This window comes from Saccharothrix hoggarensis, assembly GCF_042678885.1.
Taxonomy (GTDB): Bacteria; Actinomycetota; Actinomycetes; order Mycobacteriales; family Pseudonocardiaceae; genus Actinosynnema; species Actinosynnema hoggarensis.
This window is the reverse complement of sequence record NZ_JBHTLK010000019.1, coordinates 16324-33118: the sequence shown is the minus strand read 5'-3', so window position 1 is coordinate 33118 and position 16795 is coordinate 16324. Positions and strand designations below refer to the sequence as shown.

12 protein-coding genes and 1 pseudogene are annotated in these 16795 nt (G+C 73.3%); 8 read left to right on the top strand and 5 right to left on the bottom strand.

The window, feature by feature from the left end; translation table 11 throughout:
- Positions 1 to 85: 85 nt before the first annotated feature.
- The 4 genes and pseudogenes from aspS to ACFQ3T_RS06540 all read left to right on the top strand — a co-directional run.
- Positions 86 to 1846: pseudogene (gene aspS, locus ACFQ3T_RS06555) on the top strand (aspartate--tRNA ligase); the annotation flags it as partial.
- A gap of 115 nt (positions 1847 to 1961) precedes the next feature.
- Entirely contained in the window at positions 1962 to 2903 is a 942-nt protein-coding gene (locus ACFQ3T_RS06550) for a DUF389 domain-containing protein (protein WP_380721095.1), read from the top strand.
- A 112-nt stretch (positions 2904 to 3015) separates the two neighbouring features.
- The gene (locus tag ACFQ3T_RS06545; protein ID WP_380721093.1) at positions 3016 to 4215 is read left to right on the top strand and encodes a hypothetical protein; all 1200 of its coding nucleotides are present in this window, start codon (positions 3016 to 3018) and stop codon (positions 4213 to 4215) included.
- A gap of 51 nt (positions 4216 to 4266) precedes the next feature.
- Positions 4267 to 5079 carry an SGNH/GDSL hydrolase family protein gene (locus ACFQ3T_RS06540; RefSeq protein ID WP_380721090.1) on the top strand — a complete coding sequence of 271 codons (813 nt, stop codon included), beginning with the start codon at positions 4267 to 4269 and terminating at the stop codon, positions 5077 to 5079.
- 654 nt (positions 5080 to 5733) lie between these two features.
- On the opposite strand, the gene ACFQ3T_RS06535 is transcribed toward ACFQ3T_RS06540, so the two are convergent.
- The 5 genes from ACFQ3T_RS06535 to ACFQ3T_RS06515 all read right to left on the bottom strand — a co-directional run bounded on the left by ACFQ3T_RS06535 (position 5734) and on the right by ACFQ3T_RS06515 (position 12966).
- Complete coding sequence (locus tag ACFQ3T_RS06535; protein WP_380721088.1) at positions 5734 to 7533, bottom strand: glycosyltransferase family 39 protein; 1800 nt, start codon at positions 7531 to 7533, stop codon at positions 5734 to 5736.
- Between the two features lie 59 nt (positions 7534 to 7592).
- Complete coding sequence (locus ACFQ3T_RS06530; RefSeq protein ID WP_380721085.1) at positions 7593 to 8807, bottom strand: glycosyltransferase; 1215 nt, start codon at positions 8805 to 8807, stop codon at positions 7593 to 7595.
- A gap of 38 nt (positions 8808 to 8845) precedes the next feature.
- Positions 8846 to 10681 (bottom strand): ArnT family glycosyltransferase, encoded by a 1836-nt coding sequence (locus ACFQ3T_RS06525; RefSeq protein ID WP_380721082.1) that lies wholly within the window; start codon positions 10679 to 10681, stop codon positions 8846 to 8848.
- Between the two features lie 109 nt (positions 10682 to 10790).
- Positions 10791 to 12248, bottom strand: a complete 1458-nt coding sequence (locus ACFQ3T_RS06520; protein WP_380721079.1) for a sensor histidine kinase — start codon at positions 12246 to 12248, stop codon at positions 10791 to 10793.
- Positions 12226 to 12966, bottom strand: a complete 741-nt coding sequence (locus ACFQ3T_RS06515; protein ID WP_380721076.1) for a response regulator transcription factor — start codon at positions 12964 to 12966, stop codon at positions 12226 to 12228. Before ACFQ3T_RS06515 ends, ACFQ3T_RS06520 begins: the two co-directional genes overlap by 23 nt.
- A 222-nt stretch (positions 12967 to 13188) precedes the next feature.
- Here ACFQ3T_RS06515 and ACFQ3T_RS06510 point away from each other — a divergent pair, with 222 nt between their 5' ends.
- Genes ACFQ3T_RS06510 through mug form a run of 4 tightly spaced genes read left to right on the top strand, consistent with a single transcriptional unit; the run spans position 13189 to position 16770 of the window.
- Positions 13189 to 13752, top strand: a complete 564-nt coding sequence (locus tag ACFQ3T_RS06510) for a hypothetical protein (RefSeq protein ID WP_380721073.1) — start codon at positions 13189 to 13191, stop codon at positions 13750 to 13752.
- A gap of 9 nt (positions 13753 to 13761) precedes the next feature.
- Positions 13762 to 14439, top strand: coding sequence for a copper resistance CopC family protein (locus ACFQ3T_RS06505; RefSeq protein ID WP_380721070.1), 678 nt, complete (start codon positions 13762 to 13764; stop codon positions 14437 to 14439).
- Positions 14440 to 14467: 28 nt separating this feature from the next.
- A complete protein-coding gene (locus ACFQ3T_RS06500) occupies positions 14468 to 16267 on the top strand; it encodes a bifunctional metallophosphatase/5'-nucleotidase (RefSeq protein ID WP_380721068.1) in 1800 nt (599 codons plus the stop codon).
- Positions 16267 to 16770 (top strand): G/U mismatch-specific DNA glycosylase, encoded by a 504-nt coding sequence (mug, locus tag ACFQ3T_RS06495; protein ID WP_380721145.1) that lies wholly within the window; start codon positions 16267 to 16269, stop codon positions 16768 to 16770. Before ACFQ3T_RS06500 ends, mug begins: the two co-directional genes overlap by 1 nt.
- The last annotated feature ends 25 nt before the right edge of the window (positions 16771 to 16795 follow it).

Sequence of the window (16795 nt, the reverse complement as noted above, 5' to 3'; positions counted from 1 at the left end):
AACCTGGTGGCGGAGGCCGGGGGGCCGTTGGCTAGCCTTGACCATTAGTCGTCAGTCGAGCCGACCCCCGAGGAGAGCAGTACCCGTGATGCGCACGCACGAGGCCGGGACGCTCCGCGCCGAGCACGCCGGGCAGTCCGTCACCCTGACCGGGTGGGTGGCCCGCAGGCGCGATCACGGTGGGGTGATCTTCATCGACTTCCGGGACGCCTCCGGTGTCGCCCAGGTCGTCTTCCGCGAGGGCGAGATGGCCGAGCGGGCGCACAAGCTGCGCTCCGAGTACGTGGTCAAGGTCGTCGGCGACGTGACCCGCCGCCCCGAGGGCAGCGAGAACCCCGACCTCCCCACCGGTGACATCGAGGTCTACGCCACCGAGCTGGAGGTGCTCAACGAGGCGGCCCCGCTGCCGTTCCAGCTGGACGAGCACCTGGAGGTCGGCGAGGAGGCGCGGCTGCGCCACCGCTACCTCGACCTCCGCCGCAGCGGCCCGGCCAAGGCCATGCGGCTGCGCAGCGAGGCCAACCGGATCGCCCGCGAGGTGCTGCACGCCGAGAAGTTCGTCGAGGTCGAGACCCCGACCCTGACCCGTTCCACCCCGGAGGGCGCGCGCGACTTCCTCGTGCCCGCCCGCCTGCGCCCCGGCTCCTGGTACGCCCTGCCGCAGTCCCCGCAGCTGTTCAAGCAGCTGCTCATGGTCGGCGGCCTGGAGCGGTACTACCAGATCGCCCGCTGCTACCGGGACGAGGACTTCCGCGCCGACCGGCAGCCCGAGTTCACCCAGCTCGACATCGAGATGAGCTTCGTCGAGCAGGACGACGTGATCGCGCTCGGCGAGAAGATCATCTCCGCGCTGTGGCAGGGGCTGGCCGACCACGAGATCGCCCGGCCGTTCCGCCGCATCTCCTACGCCGAGGCGATGGCCAAGTACGGCACCGACAAGCCGGACCTGCGCTTCGGCCTCGAGCTCACCGAGCTGACCGACTACTTCAAGGACACCCCGTTCCGGGTGTTCCAGGCGGCGTACGTCGGCGCGGTCGTCATGCCCGGTGGCGCGTCGCAGCCCCGCCGCACGCTCGACGCGTGGCAGGAGTGGGCCAAGCAGCGCGGTGCCCGCGGGCTGGCGTACGTGCTGGTCAACGAGGACGGCACGCTCGGCGGCCCCGTGGCCAAGAACCTGTCCGACGCCGAGCGCGACGGGCTGGCCAAGGCCGTCGGCGCGAACCCCGGTGACTGCGTCTTCTTCGGCGCGGGCGACCCGGACGGCGCGCGCGCCCTGCTCGGCGCGGCCCGCGTGGAGATCGCGCACCGCGTCGGCCTGATCGACGAGAACGCCTGGTCGTTCGTGTGGGTCGTGGACTTCCCGATGTTCGAGGCCGTCGACAAGATCGGCGACGACGTGGCGGTCGGCAGCGGCAAGTGGACCGCCCTGCACCACGCGTTCACCTCGCCCACGCCGGAGTGGATCGACCGGTTCGAGGAGGACCCGGGCAACGCCCTGGCCTACGCCTACGACATCGTCTGCAACGGCAACGAGATCGGCGGCGGGTCGATCCGTATCCACCGCGCCGACGTGCAGCAGCGGGCGTTCCAGGTCATGGGCATCTCGCCCGAGGAGGCGCAGGAGAAGTTCGGCTTCCTGCTCGACGCGTTCAAGTACGGCGCGCCGCCGCACGGCGGCATCGCGTTCGGCTGGGACCGGATCGCCATGCTGCTCGGCGGGTTCGACTCGATCCGCGAGGTGATCGCGTTCCCGAAGAGCGGCGGCGGCTACGACCCGCTGACCGCCGCGCCCGCGCCGATCACGCCGCAGCAGCGCAAGGAGGCGGGCGTGGACGCCAAGCCCGCGCCCGAGAAGTCCGGTGCCGAGAAGTCCGGTGCTGCGAAGTCCGCGCCCGAGAAGTCCGCGCCCGAGAAGTCCGCGCCCGAGAAGTCCGGCGCGGAGAAGACGGCGCAGTAAGGCCGTGCTGCACCTGCGCGCCATCTGCCCGCCGGACCGCACCGACGCGGTGCTGGTGGCGCTGAAGGAGCACCCCGGGGTGACGCACGTCGTGCTGCTGCGCGGCGCGGCGATCGACCCCGCGGGTGACGTCGTGGAAGCCGACGTCGCCAGGGAGGCCACCGACGTGGTCGTGTCCTCCCTGTGCGACCTCGGCGTCGACCGCGCCGGCGGGGTCACGCTGGAGCAGATCGACACCGCCCTGTCCGACGCCGCCGACCGCGCCGAGGAAGCCGCGCCCGGCGAGGCCGCGGACGCCGTCGTGTGGGAGGAACTGCTCGCCCGCACCGGCGAGGAGTCCCGCCTCAACGTCACGTTCCTGTCGTTCCTGACCATCGCGTGCCTGCTCGCGGCGGTCGGCGTGGTGACGAACTCGCCGGTCACCATCGTCGGCGCCATGGTCGTCGGACCCGAGTTCGGCCCGCTCGCCGCGATCGCCGTCGGCCTCGTGCTGCGGCGCTGGGACCTGGTCCGCCGGGCCGCCACCGGGCTCGCCGTCGGGTTCCCCGTCGCCATGGCCATCACGGCGGTCGCCGCGTTCGCCGGCTCCTACACCGACCTGTTCGACCGGGACATGGTGCTGTCCGCGCACGAGGTCGACTTCGTGTTCCAGGTCGGGCCGTTCTCGCTCATCGTGGCGCTGCTCGCGGGCGCCGCCGGGATGCTCTCCATGACGTCGGCGAAGTCCGCGGCGCTCGTCGGCGTGTTCATTTCGGTCACCACCGTGCCCGCCGCCGGCTACGCCGCCGTGGCCGCCGTTCTCGGTGAGTGGGACATATGCCTCCAGTCCGTGGCACAGCTCGCGGTGAACCTCGTCGGCATCGTCGCGGCGGCGGCGCTGGTCCTGGCCGTGCGCAACCGGCGCGGCCGGGTCCACGACCTGGGACGACCCCTCGCGAGCGGCTGACCGGGTCCTCATTTCCACAAAAGGTGGTGACGGGCGGTGGGTGAGCATTACCGTCACGGTGCCCGGACGGGTTCTGTCAGGTCGGTGGCCACCGGGAGTAGGGTCGGAGGAGATGAGCGTGGAGATCACCGCCGGCCCGCACGACATCGACGACGCCGCCCCCTCCGAGCTTGACGACGCGGTGGCGGCGGCCGAATCGGTGTTGAGCGGCAGGTTCGGCGCACCGGTGCGACTGGCCGACCCCGAGGACCTCGGGGGAGCGGGCCGGTCCGTCGTCGCGCGCGTCCGGGTGGCCTCCACCCCGTTCTCCCTGCCCCGCACCCTCGTGGTCAAGCGCTACCCGTCGCCCGTGGCGGACCGCGACCCGTTCGCGCACGAGGTGGTGAGCCACAAGCTGCTCACCGCGCTGCCGTCCGAGGAACGCCTCACCCCCGAGCTGGTCGCGCAGGACAACGCCAAGCGGCTCGTCGTCCTCGAAGACCTCGGCAAGGCGCCTCGGCTGGCCGAGAAGCTGCTCGGCTCCGACGCGCGTGCCGCCGAACGGGGCCTGCTGTCGTGGGCGCACGCCATGGGGCGGCTGCACGCGACCACCGCCGGGCGTGACGCGGACTTCGACGCGTTGATGCGCCGCCAGGGCAGCCAGTGCTGCGCCGACCCGATCGTCGTCGACGTGCACACGGCGCTCCGGGGGCTGCCGGAGCTGCTCGTTGAATCGTTGGAAGTGGAGACGCCCGAGTCGGTGCGGTCGTTCGCCGACCAGGCAGTGCGCGGGTTCGTCACGTCCCGCCGGCGTGCGTTCAGCCCGTCCACGTCGTGCCCCGACAACCACCTCGTGACCAGCAAGGGCGTGCGGTTCCTCGACTTCGAGGGCGGCTGCGTGCGGGACATCGTGTTCGACGCGGCGTGCCTGCGGGTGCCGTTCCCGTCGTGCTGGTGCGCGTACGGGCTGCCCGCCGGCATGTCGGAGGCGATGGTCGCGGCGTGGCGCGCCGAGGTGTCGTCCGTGTGGCCCGACCTGGACGACGACGCCGTGTTCCTGCCCCGGCTGCTGGAAGCGCAGCTGCTGTGGGTGTGGCTCGGCACGTGGCGCGGCCTGCCGGGGCTCGACTCGGCCCTGCCGTCCGGCCACCGCCCGCTCGACTCGCCGCCGCGGGTGGTCGTGCTGACCACGCGGTGGGTGCGGCTGCGGGCGGACGCCGTGGCGGCCGGCGCGCACCACATCGCGGCGCACGCGGACGCCGTCCTCTCGGCGCTCGTGTCGCGGTACGGGTCGAAGGCCGCGGAACTGCCGCTGTACCCGGCATTCCGGTAGCGTTCCGCTGTTCGTTCTCGGCGCGTCACGTCGCTGCGCGATGGTCCTCCCGTGGCCAAGACGGTGCGCAGCCTGGTGGTCCTGGGTGACTCGACGACGGTGGGCGTGGGCGACCCCGTGCCCGGTGGGTGGCGTGGCGTCGGCCCGTTGCTCGCGGCGGCCTTCGCGGACGCGCGGTACTTGAACGTCTCGTCCACCGGCGCGCGGGTGGCGTCGGTGCGGCACGAGCAGTTGCCGAAGGTGCTGCCGTCGCGCCCGGACGCGGCCGTGCTGCTGGTGGGCATGAACGACACGCTGCGCTCGGACTTCGACGGCCGGCGGCTGCACGTCGACCTGGACGCGATCGTGGGCGCGCTGGTGGCGGCGGGTTCGGCGGTCGTGACGGTGCGGTTCCACGACCACAGCAGGGTGTTCCGGCTGCCGGGCGCGCTGCGGCGGGCGTTGCGGGCGCGGATCGGCGAGCTGAACGAGATCATCGACGCGGTCGTGCGGCGGCACGGGATCGGGTGCGTCGACCTCGACCTGATGGCGGGCGCGTACGCGGAGGAGACGTGGGCGGTGGACCGGCTGCACCCGTCGGAGCTGGGGCACCGGCGGCTGGCGGCGGCGTTCGCGGCGCGGTTGGCGGAGATGGGCTGCGAGGTGCCCGGTGAGGTGTCGTTGGTGTGCACGGGCGGCTTGAGGGTGACCCCGCTGCACCACGCGGGATGGTTGGTGTTCAAGGGGATTCCGTGGCTGTGGCGGCGAGGGCGCGACCTCCTCCCTTATGCCGCAACCATCATGTACCGCTCGTGGGCGGGTCACCCGGAACCGCCCCGATATGTCATCCGACCGAGTGATGACCTCGACCACGCGTTTGAATAACGTGGAGGCATGACCACAACCACTGTCTCGCAAGCCTTTCGCTCACTGTCCACAGTCGACTTCGGGCCGCCACCTCGTTCCGGTCGACGTGCGACCGGCAACCGCCACGCCGGCCACGGCCGGCCCCGCACCCCCTCGCTCCTTCGCCCGTGCCTCTCGACCTGCTCGGCCGTGTCGCCCCGATCGCGCCTACCCGACCGCTCCGCAGCACCCCCTCGACCGCGCGTGCCCGCGTGGACGGACGCGGCTCCTCCCTTGCGGCTGCACGAGGGGTGGGGCGTGCGTGCCCGGCTGCGCACGAAGTTGGGTGTGTCTGCCCGGCCGCGCTGGAGGTGGGGCGTGTGTGCTCGGCTGCCGCTGCCGCTGCCGCTGCCGCTGCCGCTGCCGCTGCCGCTGCGCGTCGGGGTGGCTGTGGCCGTTCGGTCGTGCGTGCCGACCTGGTCCGAGGTCCCGCACGCTGTCCACCAGTGCTGGCGGCGTGGTCGGCTTCCGGCTCGGCGTCCTGATGATCACCCGGCCGGCGGTCCGCGGCACGCGCCTGGCCGCCGCCGAGGGAGCGTGGTGCCTCGCTCACGCGTGCCAGGCTGGTTGCGTTCCCTTGCCAGGGGCCTGGCGCGGGTGGTTGCCGGGCTCGGTGGGGGTCGCGCCCGTGGGCTACCCGAGTCGGTAGACGGTGGAGCCGCCGACTGTCGTGGCCTCGTAGCGCGCGGCGACCCAGTCGGTGATCTCCGAGTCACCGCGCGGGCCGCCCCCGCCGCCCATGCCCCCGGTGACGAAGTAGCCGATCCGGCCGTCCGCCACGTACCGCTGGAACTCTTCGAGCGTGGGCGCCGGGTCGCCGCCGCTCCACCCACCGATCCCGATCACGGCCTTGCCCGAGGCCAGCGAGAGTCCTGCCGCCGCCTGCGCGCTCAGCGTCGCCGCGGCCCAGGTGCCGGTGGTGTCCTTCAGCAGCGCGGCCAGCTCGTCGGAGGTCTGCCCCATCGGGCCGCCGCCGTTCAGCTGGCCGGTGTAGGAGGCGGGGCCGGACATGGGGATGGAGCCGCCGTGCGGGGTGGCGGCGGTGGCCACGCCGAAGGCGGCGGTGGAGAGGGTGGAGGTGATCAGCGCGAGCGCGGCGATCCGGCGCGCGCCCATGATGATCGCCGTGGCCACCAGCACGGTCAGGGCGGCGACGACCCAGCGGAGGGCCGGCACCCAGTCGCCGAACCGCTGGAGCAGCGCGAAGCCCCAAAAACCGGCCGCGGCGACCATGAGGGCGAGGGCCACGCGCACCGGGCCGTGCGCGCGTCCGCGCCACATCTCGCGGCCGGCGATGGCGGCGAGCGCCGCGACGCCCGGTGCGACGGCGACCGTGTAGTACGGGTGGGTGATGCCGCTCATGAGGCTGAACACGATCCCGTTGCCCAGCACCCACAATCCCCACAGCACCAGGGCCGCACGGGTGCGGTCGGTGCGCGGCGCGCGGCGCGTGAACCACAGCCCGGCGACCAGTCCGATGAGCGCGGCGGGGAGCAACCAGGAGATCTCGCCGCCCATGCTGGCGCCGAACAACCGGTCGATCCCGGCGTCGCCACCGAACCCGAGGTTGCCGTTGCCGCCGCCCACGACCTTCCCGCCGCCTCCGCCGAAGATCCGGCCAAGGCCGTTGTAGCCGATGGCCAGCTCCCACAGGGAGTCGTTCGAAGACCCACCGATGTACGGGCGTGAGTCGGCGGGCCACAGCTCCACCAGGGCGATGAACCACCCGGCGGACGCGGCCACGGCCAGTCCCGCGCCCGCCAGGTGCAGGAGTCGCCTGCCCGGGGACGTCGGCGCGGCGAGGAGGTAGGCGGCCGTGAAGGCGGGCAGCACCAGGAACGCCTGCCCCATCTTGGCCAGGAACGCGAACCCGACGGCCACGCCCGCCAGCGCGAGCCACCACGCGGACGCCTTCTCCAACGCCCGCACCGTGCAGTAGGCGCCGGCGACCATCAGCAGCACCAGCAACGCGTCGGGGAGGTTGAACCGGAACACCAACACCGCCACCGGCGTCACGGCCAGCGCCGTCCCGGCCATCAGCCCGGCCACGGCGCCGGAGGTGCGCTTCACCGTGGCGTACAACAACCACACGGCCAGCACCCCTTGGACGGCCTGCGGCGCCAGGACCGTCCAGCTGGAGAACCCGAACACGCGGGCGACGAGCCCGCTGACCCACAAGGAGGCGGGCGGCTTGTCGACGGTGATCACGCCGCCGGCGTCGAGCCCGCCGAACAGCCAGGCAACCCAGTCCCGCGACCCGGCCTGCGTGGCGGCCGCGTAGTAGGTGTTGCCCCAGCCGGAGGAGGAGAGGTCCCACAGGTACAGCACCGAAGTGCCCGCCAGCAGCACGACCAAAGCGGCCGTGTGCCCGTTCCGACGTGGCCGGGGCGAGGCGGGTGCGGCCGCGGGTGCCATCTCAGTGGCGGTGGTCATGGAGTGATCCCAACGATCGTCGACGGTGGTCGGAGTGGTCAGCGGTCAGTGGTCAGCCGTCAGGGGAGGTGAGGGGTGGTGCGGCGGGGCCGGAAGACCCAGTTGCGCAGCAGGAGGAAGCGCAGGACGGTGGCCAGGAGGTTCGCGCCGACGACCGTGGCCAGCTCGGCCGGGCCGCCGGGTGTGGCGAAGGTGTGCAGCAAAGCCAGTGAGCCACTGGTCAGCGCCAGACCGAGGCCGAAGACGAGCAAGCCCTCGAACTGGTGCCTGCCCGCACCCCTCCGGCCGCGCACGCCGAAGGTGAAACGGCGGTTGGCGGCGGTGTTGGCGATCGCCGTCACGAGCAGTGCGACGAGGTTGGCGCCCTGCGCGCCGAGGCCGCCGCGCAGCAGCACGAACAACAGGAGGTAGGCCACTGTGCTGATCGCGCCCACGGCGCCGAACCGGACGAGTTGCCGGAACAGCCCGGCGGGCACGCCCGGTGTCCCCGGCTCCAACGGTTGCCTCCCCAGCTGGGCACGGAGGTCGCCGATGGGGATGCGCCCGGTCACCAGGCCGCGCGCCACCCGTGCGACGCCTTTCAGGTCGGCCACGGCGGTCGCGAGGAGGTCGACCCGGCTGTCGGGGTCGTCCACCCAGTCGACCGGCACCTCGTGGATGCGCGCGCCCGCCCGTTCGGCGAGCACCAGCAGTTCGGTGTCGAAGAACCAGCCCGTGTCCTCGACGTGGGGCAGCAGGCGGCGGGCGGCGTCGGCCCGGATGGCCTTGAAGCCGCACTGCGCGTCGGTGAACCGGGTGGCGAGCGTGCCGCGGAGGACGAGGTTGTAGCAGCGGGAGATGAACTCGCGCTTCGGTCCGCGCACCACCCGTGCCCCGCGCGCCAACCGGCTGCCGATCGCCAGGTCGGAGTGACCCGACATCAGGGGCGCGACGAGCGGTGCGAGGGCGGCCAGGTCGGTGGAGAGGTCGACGTCCATGTAGGCGAGCACGGCGGCGTCGGACGCGGTCCACGCGGCTTTCAGCGCCCGGCCGCGTCCTTTCTCGGCCAGGTGCACGGCGGTCACGCCGGGCAGTTCACGGGCCAGCGCGTCGGCGACGGCGCGCGTCCCGTCGGTGCTGGCGTTGTTCGCGATGGTGATCCGGAACGGGTAGGGGAAGGTCCGGCTGAGGTCGGCGTGCAGCTCGCGCACGCACGGCGCGAGGTCGCGTTCCTCGTTGTGCACGGGCACCACCACGTCGAGCACGGTGGTCGCCGTGGGCGAAGCGAGTGTCATGACCTCACCCTCGGGCGGTTCGCTGGGCGGCTCGTGTGTCATCGCTGTGCGCCCGCTGTGAGGTCCCGGTCGGTGATGTCCTGATCGGTGAGGTTCCGGTCGGTGAGGTCGTAGACGGTGACGTCGTCGACGGTCGTGGGGGTGAACGTGGCCTCGACCCACTCGGCGATCCGCTCGGACGCGTCGCTGCCGGTCTCCGCCGGCATGCCCGCGCCACCGAGGAAGTAGTGGATTCGTCCACTTCGGACCATCGTCTGGAACTGCTCCAGCGTCGGCGCGGGATCGGTGCCGTTGAACCCGCCGACGGCCAGCACCGGCGACCCGCTGCCGAGCTGGAACCCGGCGGCGTTGTTCGACCCGACGGTCGCCGCGGCCCACGTGAAGCCGTCGCTGTCGCGCAGCAGCCGAACCAGGTCGTCACCGGGGTCGGGCGCGTGGAGCAGGCCGCCCATCCGCCCGGTGCCGCCACCGGTCACCGCGCCGCCGGGGCCGACCACCACCAGCCCGCCGCCCGGTCGGTCCCCAGGTCCGGGACCGGCGCTCGGGATCGCGCCGGAGTGGGGCGTCGCGGCGGTGGCGACCGAGTACGCGCCCGGCCCGAGGAGGGCGGCGACCAGTGCGAGCGGCACGACGACGACCGCCGGCGCGACCGCGGACAGGAACAACCCCACGGCGGCCGCCAGACCGAGGACCAGCACGACCACGGCCAACGTGGTGGACCAGTCCAACAGCAGCAGGTAGCACTGCAACGCCGTGACGGCCAACGCGCCGGCCAGTGCCGCGGCCGCGGCGGGCTCGCGCCGCTTCCGCCACAGCGCGACGGCGCCGATCCCGATCACCGCGCCGATGGCCGGCGCCAGCGCCACCGTGTAGTAGGCGTGGATGATGCCGTTCATGAAGCTGAAGACGACGGCGGTGACGACGAGCCACCCGCCCCACAGCGCGAGTTGGACCCGTTCGCCCGCGCGTCCGGCCCACCACCCGGCGACCAGCAGCACCACCGCCGTCGGCAGCAGCCACGCGATCTGACTCCCCATCTCCGCGCCGAGCAACCGTCCCCACCCGCCGGAACCCCAGCCCCCGCCGCCGACGCTGCCGATCTCCTCGCCCGTCAGCCGGCCCAGGCCGTTGTAGCCGAGCGCCAGTTCCAGCACGCTGTTCGACTGCGACCCGCCGATGTAGGGCCGCGACCCGGCGGGGACCAGCTCCACCACCAGCACCCACCATCCGCCGGCCACGACCACCGCACCGAGCGCCACGGCCAGGTGCCACGCCTTGCGCAGCACGGCCGCCGGCGCGAACGCCAGGTACACCAGCCCGAACGCGGGCAGCACCAGGAACGCCTGCGCCATCTTGGCCAGGAACGCGAACCCGACCGCCACGCCGGCGAGCGCCAACCACCGCGCCGACGCCGTCTCGGTGGCGCGGACCGTGCAGTAGGCGCCCGCGACGAGCAGCAGGACCAGCAACGCGTCGGGGTTGTTGAACCGGAACATCAGCACGGCGACCGGTGTCAGCGCCAGCACGGCGCCCGCGATCAGGCCGGCGGCCTCACCGGCCGTCCGGCGCACGGTGGCGTGCAGCAGCACGACGCTCGCCACGCCCATGAGGGCCTGCGGCACCAGGATGCTCCACGCGTTGACGCCGAACAGCCGGGCGGACAGCCCCATGACCCAGGTCGCCGCGGGCGTCTTGTCGACGGTGATGCCGCCGGCCGGGTCGGTGGCCCCGAAGAACCACGCGTGCCAGCTCTCGGCTCCGGCCTGGGCGGCGGCGGAGTAGTAGGCGTTGGCCCAACCGGAGTCGCCCAGGCGCCAGAGGTACAGCACCGCCGTCCCGGCCGACAACAGCAACAGGGGTAGTCGCGCTCGCATGGGCTCGACCCTGGCCGGCAACCCTGGGCACGCCTTGTGCCCAACCTGTGAGCCGCCTGTGCACCCCAACCCCGGCCAGTACGCACCCTGCATCCGAACCCGCGCCGGATCAGGTGGGGGGGTGGTGCGGCAGGCGAACGGTGAAGGTGGTGTGGCCCGGTCTGCTGTTCAGTCGCACGGTGCCGTTGTGCGCGGTCACGACGGCGGACACGATGGACAGGCCCAGGCCGGTGCTGCCGGCCGCACGGGAGCGCGACGTGTCGCCCCTGCTGAACCGCTCGAACACCTCGCCTTGCCGGTCGGGCGGGATGCCGGGGCCGTCGTCGGTCACCGCCACCTCCACCGCACCGTCCACAATGGACAGCGAAGTGGTCACGGTGGTGCCGGGTGGCGTGTGGGTGCGGGCGTTCGACAGGAGGTTCGCCAGCACCTGGTGCAGTTTGTGCTGGTCACCGGTCACCTGAACGGCCTGGGGCGGCAGGGCCAGGCGCCACTCGTGGTCCGGTCCGGCGATCCGGGCGTCGCTGACGGTGTCGACCACGAGCCGCGACAGGTCGACCGGCTCACGTCCCAGCGGCCGGCCCGCGTCGAGCCGCGCCAGCAGCAGCAGGTCCTCGACCAGCGACGTCATCCGCACCGCCTCGGACTCCACGCGGCGCATGGCGTGCGCGATCCGCGGCGGCACGTCGTCGGACGTGCGACGCGTCAGCTCGGCGTACCCGCGGATCGCCGCCAACGGCGTGCGCAGCTCGTGGCTCGCGTCGGCCACGAACTGCCGCACCCTGGTCTCGCTCGCGTGCCGCGCCTGCAACGCGCTGCCGACGTGGCCGAGCATCCGGTTCAACGCCAGCCCGACCTGACCCACCTCGGTGTCGGGGTCGGCGTCCCGCTCCGACACCCGCTCCGCCAACGCCACCTCGCCCTCGTGCAGCGGCAGCTCGGCCACCCGTCCGGCGGTGGCGGCGACGCGTTCCAGCGGGCGCAGGGTGCGGCGGACGATCAGCGCCCCGGCGAGGCTCGCGGCGATCAGCCCGGCCAGCGCCACCCCGCCGAGGACCCACCCCATCCGCCACACGGTGCCGTCGACGTCGGACATCGGCAGTCCGGTGATCACGCGCGTCCCGAACGGCGTGGTGACGGCGACGAGCCGGTGGTCGCCCAGCTCCTCGCCCAGCCACACCGTGCGCGGCCTCCCGTCGGCGGGCACCGCGGCGGCCAGCGCGCTCACGTCGATCGACAGCGCCTCGCTCTCGCCGCGCCCCGGCGTGAGCCGCTCGGCGTTGGTGGCGCCGTCGAGGCGCTTGATCAGCACCAACGTCCCCGGTCGGAACCCCGGCCGGTCGAGCGGGCCGCGGTGCAGGTCGTCGGGCATCGGCGGCGGCAGCTCGCGGCTCGCCTTCACCGCCGACTCGACCACCTGGTCGTCGAGCTGCCCGACCAGGAACTCCCGCAGCGCGAACCCGGTGGCCACGCCGATGATCGCGCACACCACGGCGAGCAGCGCCACCTGCTCGGCGACGAGCCGGGTCCGCAGGGACCAGCGCCTAGGCCGAAGGCTTGAGGACATACCCGGCGCCCCGCATCGTGTGGATCATCGGCGTCCGGCCGGCGTCGATCTTCTTGCGCAGGTAGGAGATGTACAGCTCGACGATGTTCGCCTGCCCGCCGAAGTCGTAGCTCCACACCCGGTCGAGGATCTGCGCCTTGGACAGCACGCGCCGGGGGTTGCGCATCAGGAACCGCAGCAGCTCGAACTCGGTCGCGGTCAGCTCGATCGACGTGCCGCCCCGCCGCACCTCGCGCGTCTCCTCGTCCAGCACCAGGTCGCCGACCACGAGTTCGGTGCCGGCGGTCGCCTCGGTGACGCCGGTGCGGCGCAGCAGCCCGCGCAGCCGCAGCACGACCTCTTCCAGGCTGAACGGCTTGGTCACGTAGTCGTCGCCGCCCGCGGTGAGCCCGGCGATCCGGTCCTCCACGGCGTCCCGGGCGGTCAGGAACAGCACCGGCAACGCGGGCAGGTCGGCCCGCATCCGGCGCAGCACCTCCAGCCCGTCGAAGTCGGGCAGCATCACGTCCAGCACCACCACGTCCGGCCGGAACTCGCGCGCGGCCCGGACGGCGGACGTGCCGTCGAGCGCGGTGCGGACCTCCCACCGCTCCATCCGCAACGCCATCGACATGAGGTCGGCCAACGTGGACTCGTCGTCCACCACGAGGACCCGGACGGGACTGCCGTCCGGGCGGCGGAGCTCGGGGGAGGCCCCCGAAGCGGGCACTGGGCGCATGGGCGCATCGTGGCGCCCGCGGTTGAGACGACCCTGTGCCGATCCTGTGCGGCACCTGTGAACCCCCGAAGGAACCCGGTGAACCCGGTGAACCCGACGAACCCGGCGAACCCGGCGAACGCGGGAAACGCGGGGAACCCGGTCAACCAGCCGGCGCGACGCACAGCCGCCGCCCAAGGACCGCACAGGCTGCGCACAGGGTCCGCCGAGAGCGTGGTCGCCATGACTACCGACACCGAGCAGCACCCGACCTGGGGTGAGGAGCCGCCGGCGCGGGCCGACGCCCCCGGAACCGGCTGGAACGGCCGCAAGACCCTCGCGGCGGTCGCGGTCGCCGTGGGCATCGCCGCCGTCGGCGGTGGGGTGATCTACGCGGCGGGCAACTCCGACGCCGCGCGCGGCCTGGGCCCGGGCGGTTACGGCATGCGCCCCGGCGGCGGCCTCGTGATCATGGGCGGGCCGTTCGGCGACGCGCAGCACGGCGAGTTCCAGAACGGCGAGGTCACCGAGGTCGACGCCGACTCCGTCACGGTGCGCAGCGGCGACGGCTTCAGCAAGACGTACACGATCGACGGGGACACGCGGGTCAACGGCGGGCAGGCCGACCTGGACGACGTCGCCGCGGGTGACGTGGTCACGGTCCTCGCCTCGGCGGTGGACGGCGTCTCCACCGCGGACAACATCATGGAGGGCGACATGCAGCGCGGCGGGCCGCGCCGGGGCGACGGCCAGCCCCCCGACGACGAGCTCCCGGCCGATCGGCAGGACACCCCCCGGACCCGGTAGAACTACCGCATGACCCGACTGGCGCTCTCGGCACTCCTGGCGACCCTGGTCCTGCTCGGGGCGGCGCCCCCGGCGTCCGCGCACACCGAGCTGGTCTCCAGCGACCCGGCGAACGGCGCCTCGCTGCCGCAGCGGCCCACCCGGCTCACGCTGACGTTCACCGAACCGGTGCCGGCCGAGAGCGCCACGGTCACCGTCACCGGCCCGGACGGCGCGGCGTGGCCGTTGGGCGAGGTCACGGCGCAGGGGGCGACGCTGCTCGTCCCGCTGAACCAGACGGGCTCGCCGGCCGGGGCGTACACGGTGACGTGGATGGTCCAGTCGCTCGACGGCGACTTCGTCGACGGCACGTTCGCGTTCACGCTGACGGCCCCGCCGGCGCAGCAGCCGCCGGCCGCCACCGCGTCCGCCGTGCCGCCGGCCGTGACGTCCCCCGCCGCGACCACTCCCGCGGTGACGCCGCCGGGCACCACGGCCACCGGCTCGGGCGCCACGATCACCGGCGAGGCCACCGCGACGTCCACCCGGGCCACCGGCGGCGCGGCGGACGACGGCGTGCCGCTGTGGGTGTGGATCGTGCTCGTGGCGCTCCTGGCGGTCGTCGGCATCGCGGTCGCCGTCGCCCTGAGCCGGCGCGCGAACAGGTCCGACGCGGGCGGCCCGGACGACGGCGAGTCCGCCACCTAGTCAACGGTCAATGGCTACCGTTCCGCCCATGACCGGATCTCCTCTGCACCGCCGCGCCCTGCTCGCCGGCGGGGCCGCGGGTGTGCTCGCCGCCGCCGGGTTCCGCACGGCCGCGCACGCCGCCCCGGACGACCGGACCGGCGGGCGGCGGTTCACGCTCACCGTCCTCGGCACCACGGACCTGCACGGCAACGTCTTCAACTGGGACTACTTCGCCGACCGCGAGTTCGACGACGCCGCGCACAACGACGTCGGCCTGGCGAAGCTGTCCACGCTGGTCAAGGCGGTCCGGGAGGAGCGCGGCGCGCACCGCACCCTGTTGATCGACGCGGGCGACACCCTCCAGGGCACCCCGCTGGCCTACTACTACGCCAAGGTCGAGCCGATCGGACGCCGCCGCGTGCACCCGATGGCCGCCGCGATGAACGAGCTCGGCTACGACGCCGCCGCGCTCGGCAACCACGAGTTCAACTACGGCATCCCCCTGCTGCGGGCGTTCGAGAAGCAGCTCGACTTCCCGCTGCTCGCCGCGAACGCCGTGGACGCCGCCACCGGCGCGCCCGCGTTCCGCCCGTACGTGGTCAAGACGGTGTGGCGGACCGGCGCCGCGCCGCTGCGCGTCGGCATCCTCGGGCTGACCAACCCCGGTATCGCGATCTGGGACAAGGCGCACGTCGACGGGCGCATGACGTTCCCGGGCGTGCTGGAACAGGCCCGCGAGTGGGTGCCGAAGGTGAAGCAGGCGGGAGCGGACCTCGTGGTGGTGGCGGCGCACTCCGGCGCGGACCTGTCGTCGTCCCTGGGCGACCTGCTCCCGTTCCCGGAGAACTGCTCGGCGCTGGTCGCGGAGGAGGTGCCGGGCATCGACGCGATCCTCGTCGGCCACGCCCACACCGAGATCGCGCAGCGGTTCGTCACGAACAAGGCCACCGGGAAGCGGGTGCTGCTGACCGAGCCGCTGTTCTGGGGCAAGCGGCTGAGCCTGATGGAGTTCGACCTGGCGTGGACCCAGGGGCGGGGCTGGCACGCCGAGGCGTCCCGCTCGCAGGTGCTCAACACCAACACCGTGCCCGAGGACCCGGCGATCGTGCGGAAGCTGCGCGCCGACCACGACAAGGTCGTCGCCTACGTCAACTCCAAGATCGGCACGTCGAAGTCGGCGATGTCGGCCGCGACCGCCCGGTACGAGGACACCGCCGCGCTCGACTTCGTCAACCACGTGCAGGGCGCGGCGCTGAAGGCGGCGCTCGCGGAACCCCTGCCGGTGCTGTCGTTGGCGTCGCCGTTCAACAAGGCCGCCGCCATCCCCGCCGGCGACGTGTCGGTGCGCGACGTGGCGGGCCTGTACGTCTTCGACAACACCCTGTTCGGCGTGCGGCTCACCGGCGCGCAGCTGAAGGACTACCTGGAGCGGTCGGCGGGCTACTTCAAGGCGGTCGCCACGCCCGGCCCGCACCACCCGGACGCGCTGACCAACGCGGGCGGCACCCCGGACTACCTGTACGACGTGGCCGCCGGGCTGGACGCGCCGCTGACCTACGACATCGACCTGGCGCGGCCGGTGGGGCAGCGGATCACCGGGCTGGCCTACGCGGGCGCGGCCGTCACGCCGGACCAGGTGTTCGCGGTGGCGGTGAACAACTACCGGCAGTCCGGCGGCGGCAACTTCCCGCACATCGCCACCGCGCCCGTGCTGCACAACCGGCAGCTGGAGATCCGGCAGCTGCTCATCGAGTGGGTGCAGGGGCGCGGCGAGATCGACCCGGCCGCGTTCCACCGCACGGACTGGCGGCTGGTCGTCGACGGGACGCCGGTGGTCGTCGGGTGATGCTGCCGGACATCGTCGGGCCGGGGTTGGACGTGCTGTTCTGCGGCATCAACCCCGGTCTCCTGTCGGCCGCGAAGGGGCAGCACTTCGCCCGGCCCGGCAACCGGTTCTGGCCCGCGCTGCACCTGGCGGGCTTCACGCCGCGCCGGCTCGCGCCCGCCGAGCAGGCCGAGCTGCTCCGGTACGGGCTGGGCATCACGAACCTGGTCGCCCGCCCGACCGCGCGGGCCGAGGAGCTGACCGCCGAGGAGCTGCGCGCGGGCGGGGAGCGGTTGACGGAGCTGGCCCGGCGGCACCGGCCGAAGGTGGTGGCGGTGGTCGGCGTGACGGCGTACCGGACGGCGTTCGGGCGCAAGGCGGCACGCGTGGGTCCGCAGGAGGAGACGATCGCGTCCTCGCGGCTGTGGGTGCTGCCGAACCCGAGCGGGCTCAACGCGCACTACCAGCTGCCCGCCCTGGCCGAGGTCTTCGGCCGGCTGCGCGCGGAGGTCGCCGAGCTCTAGCCGCCCCTCCGCGCCGGCGGCGTTC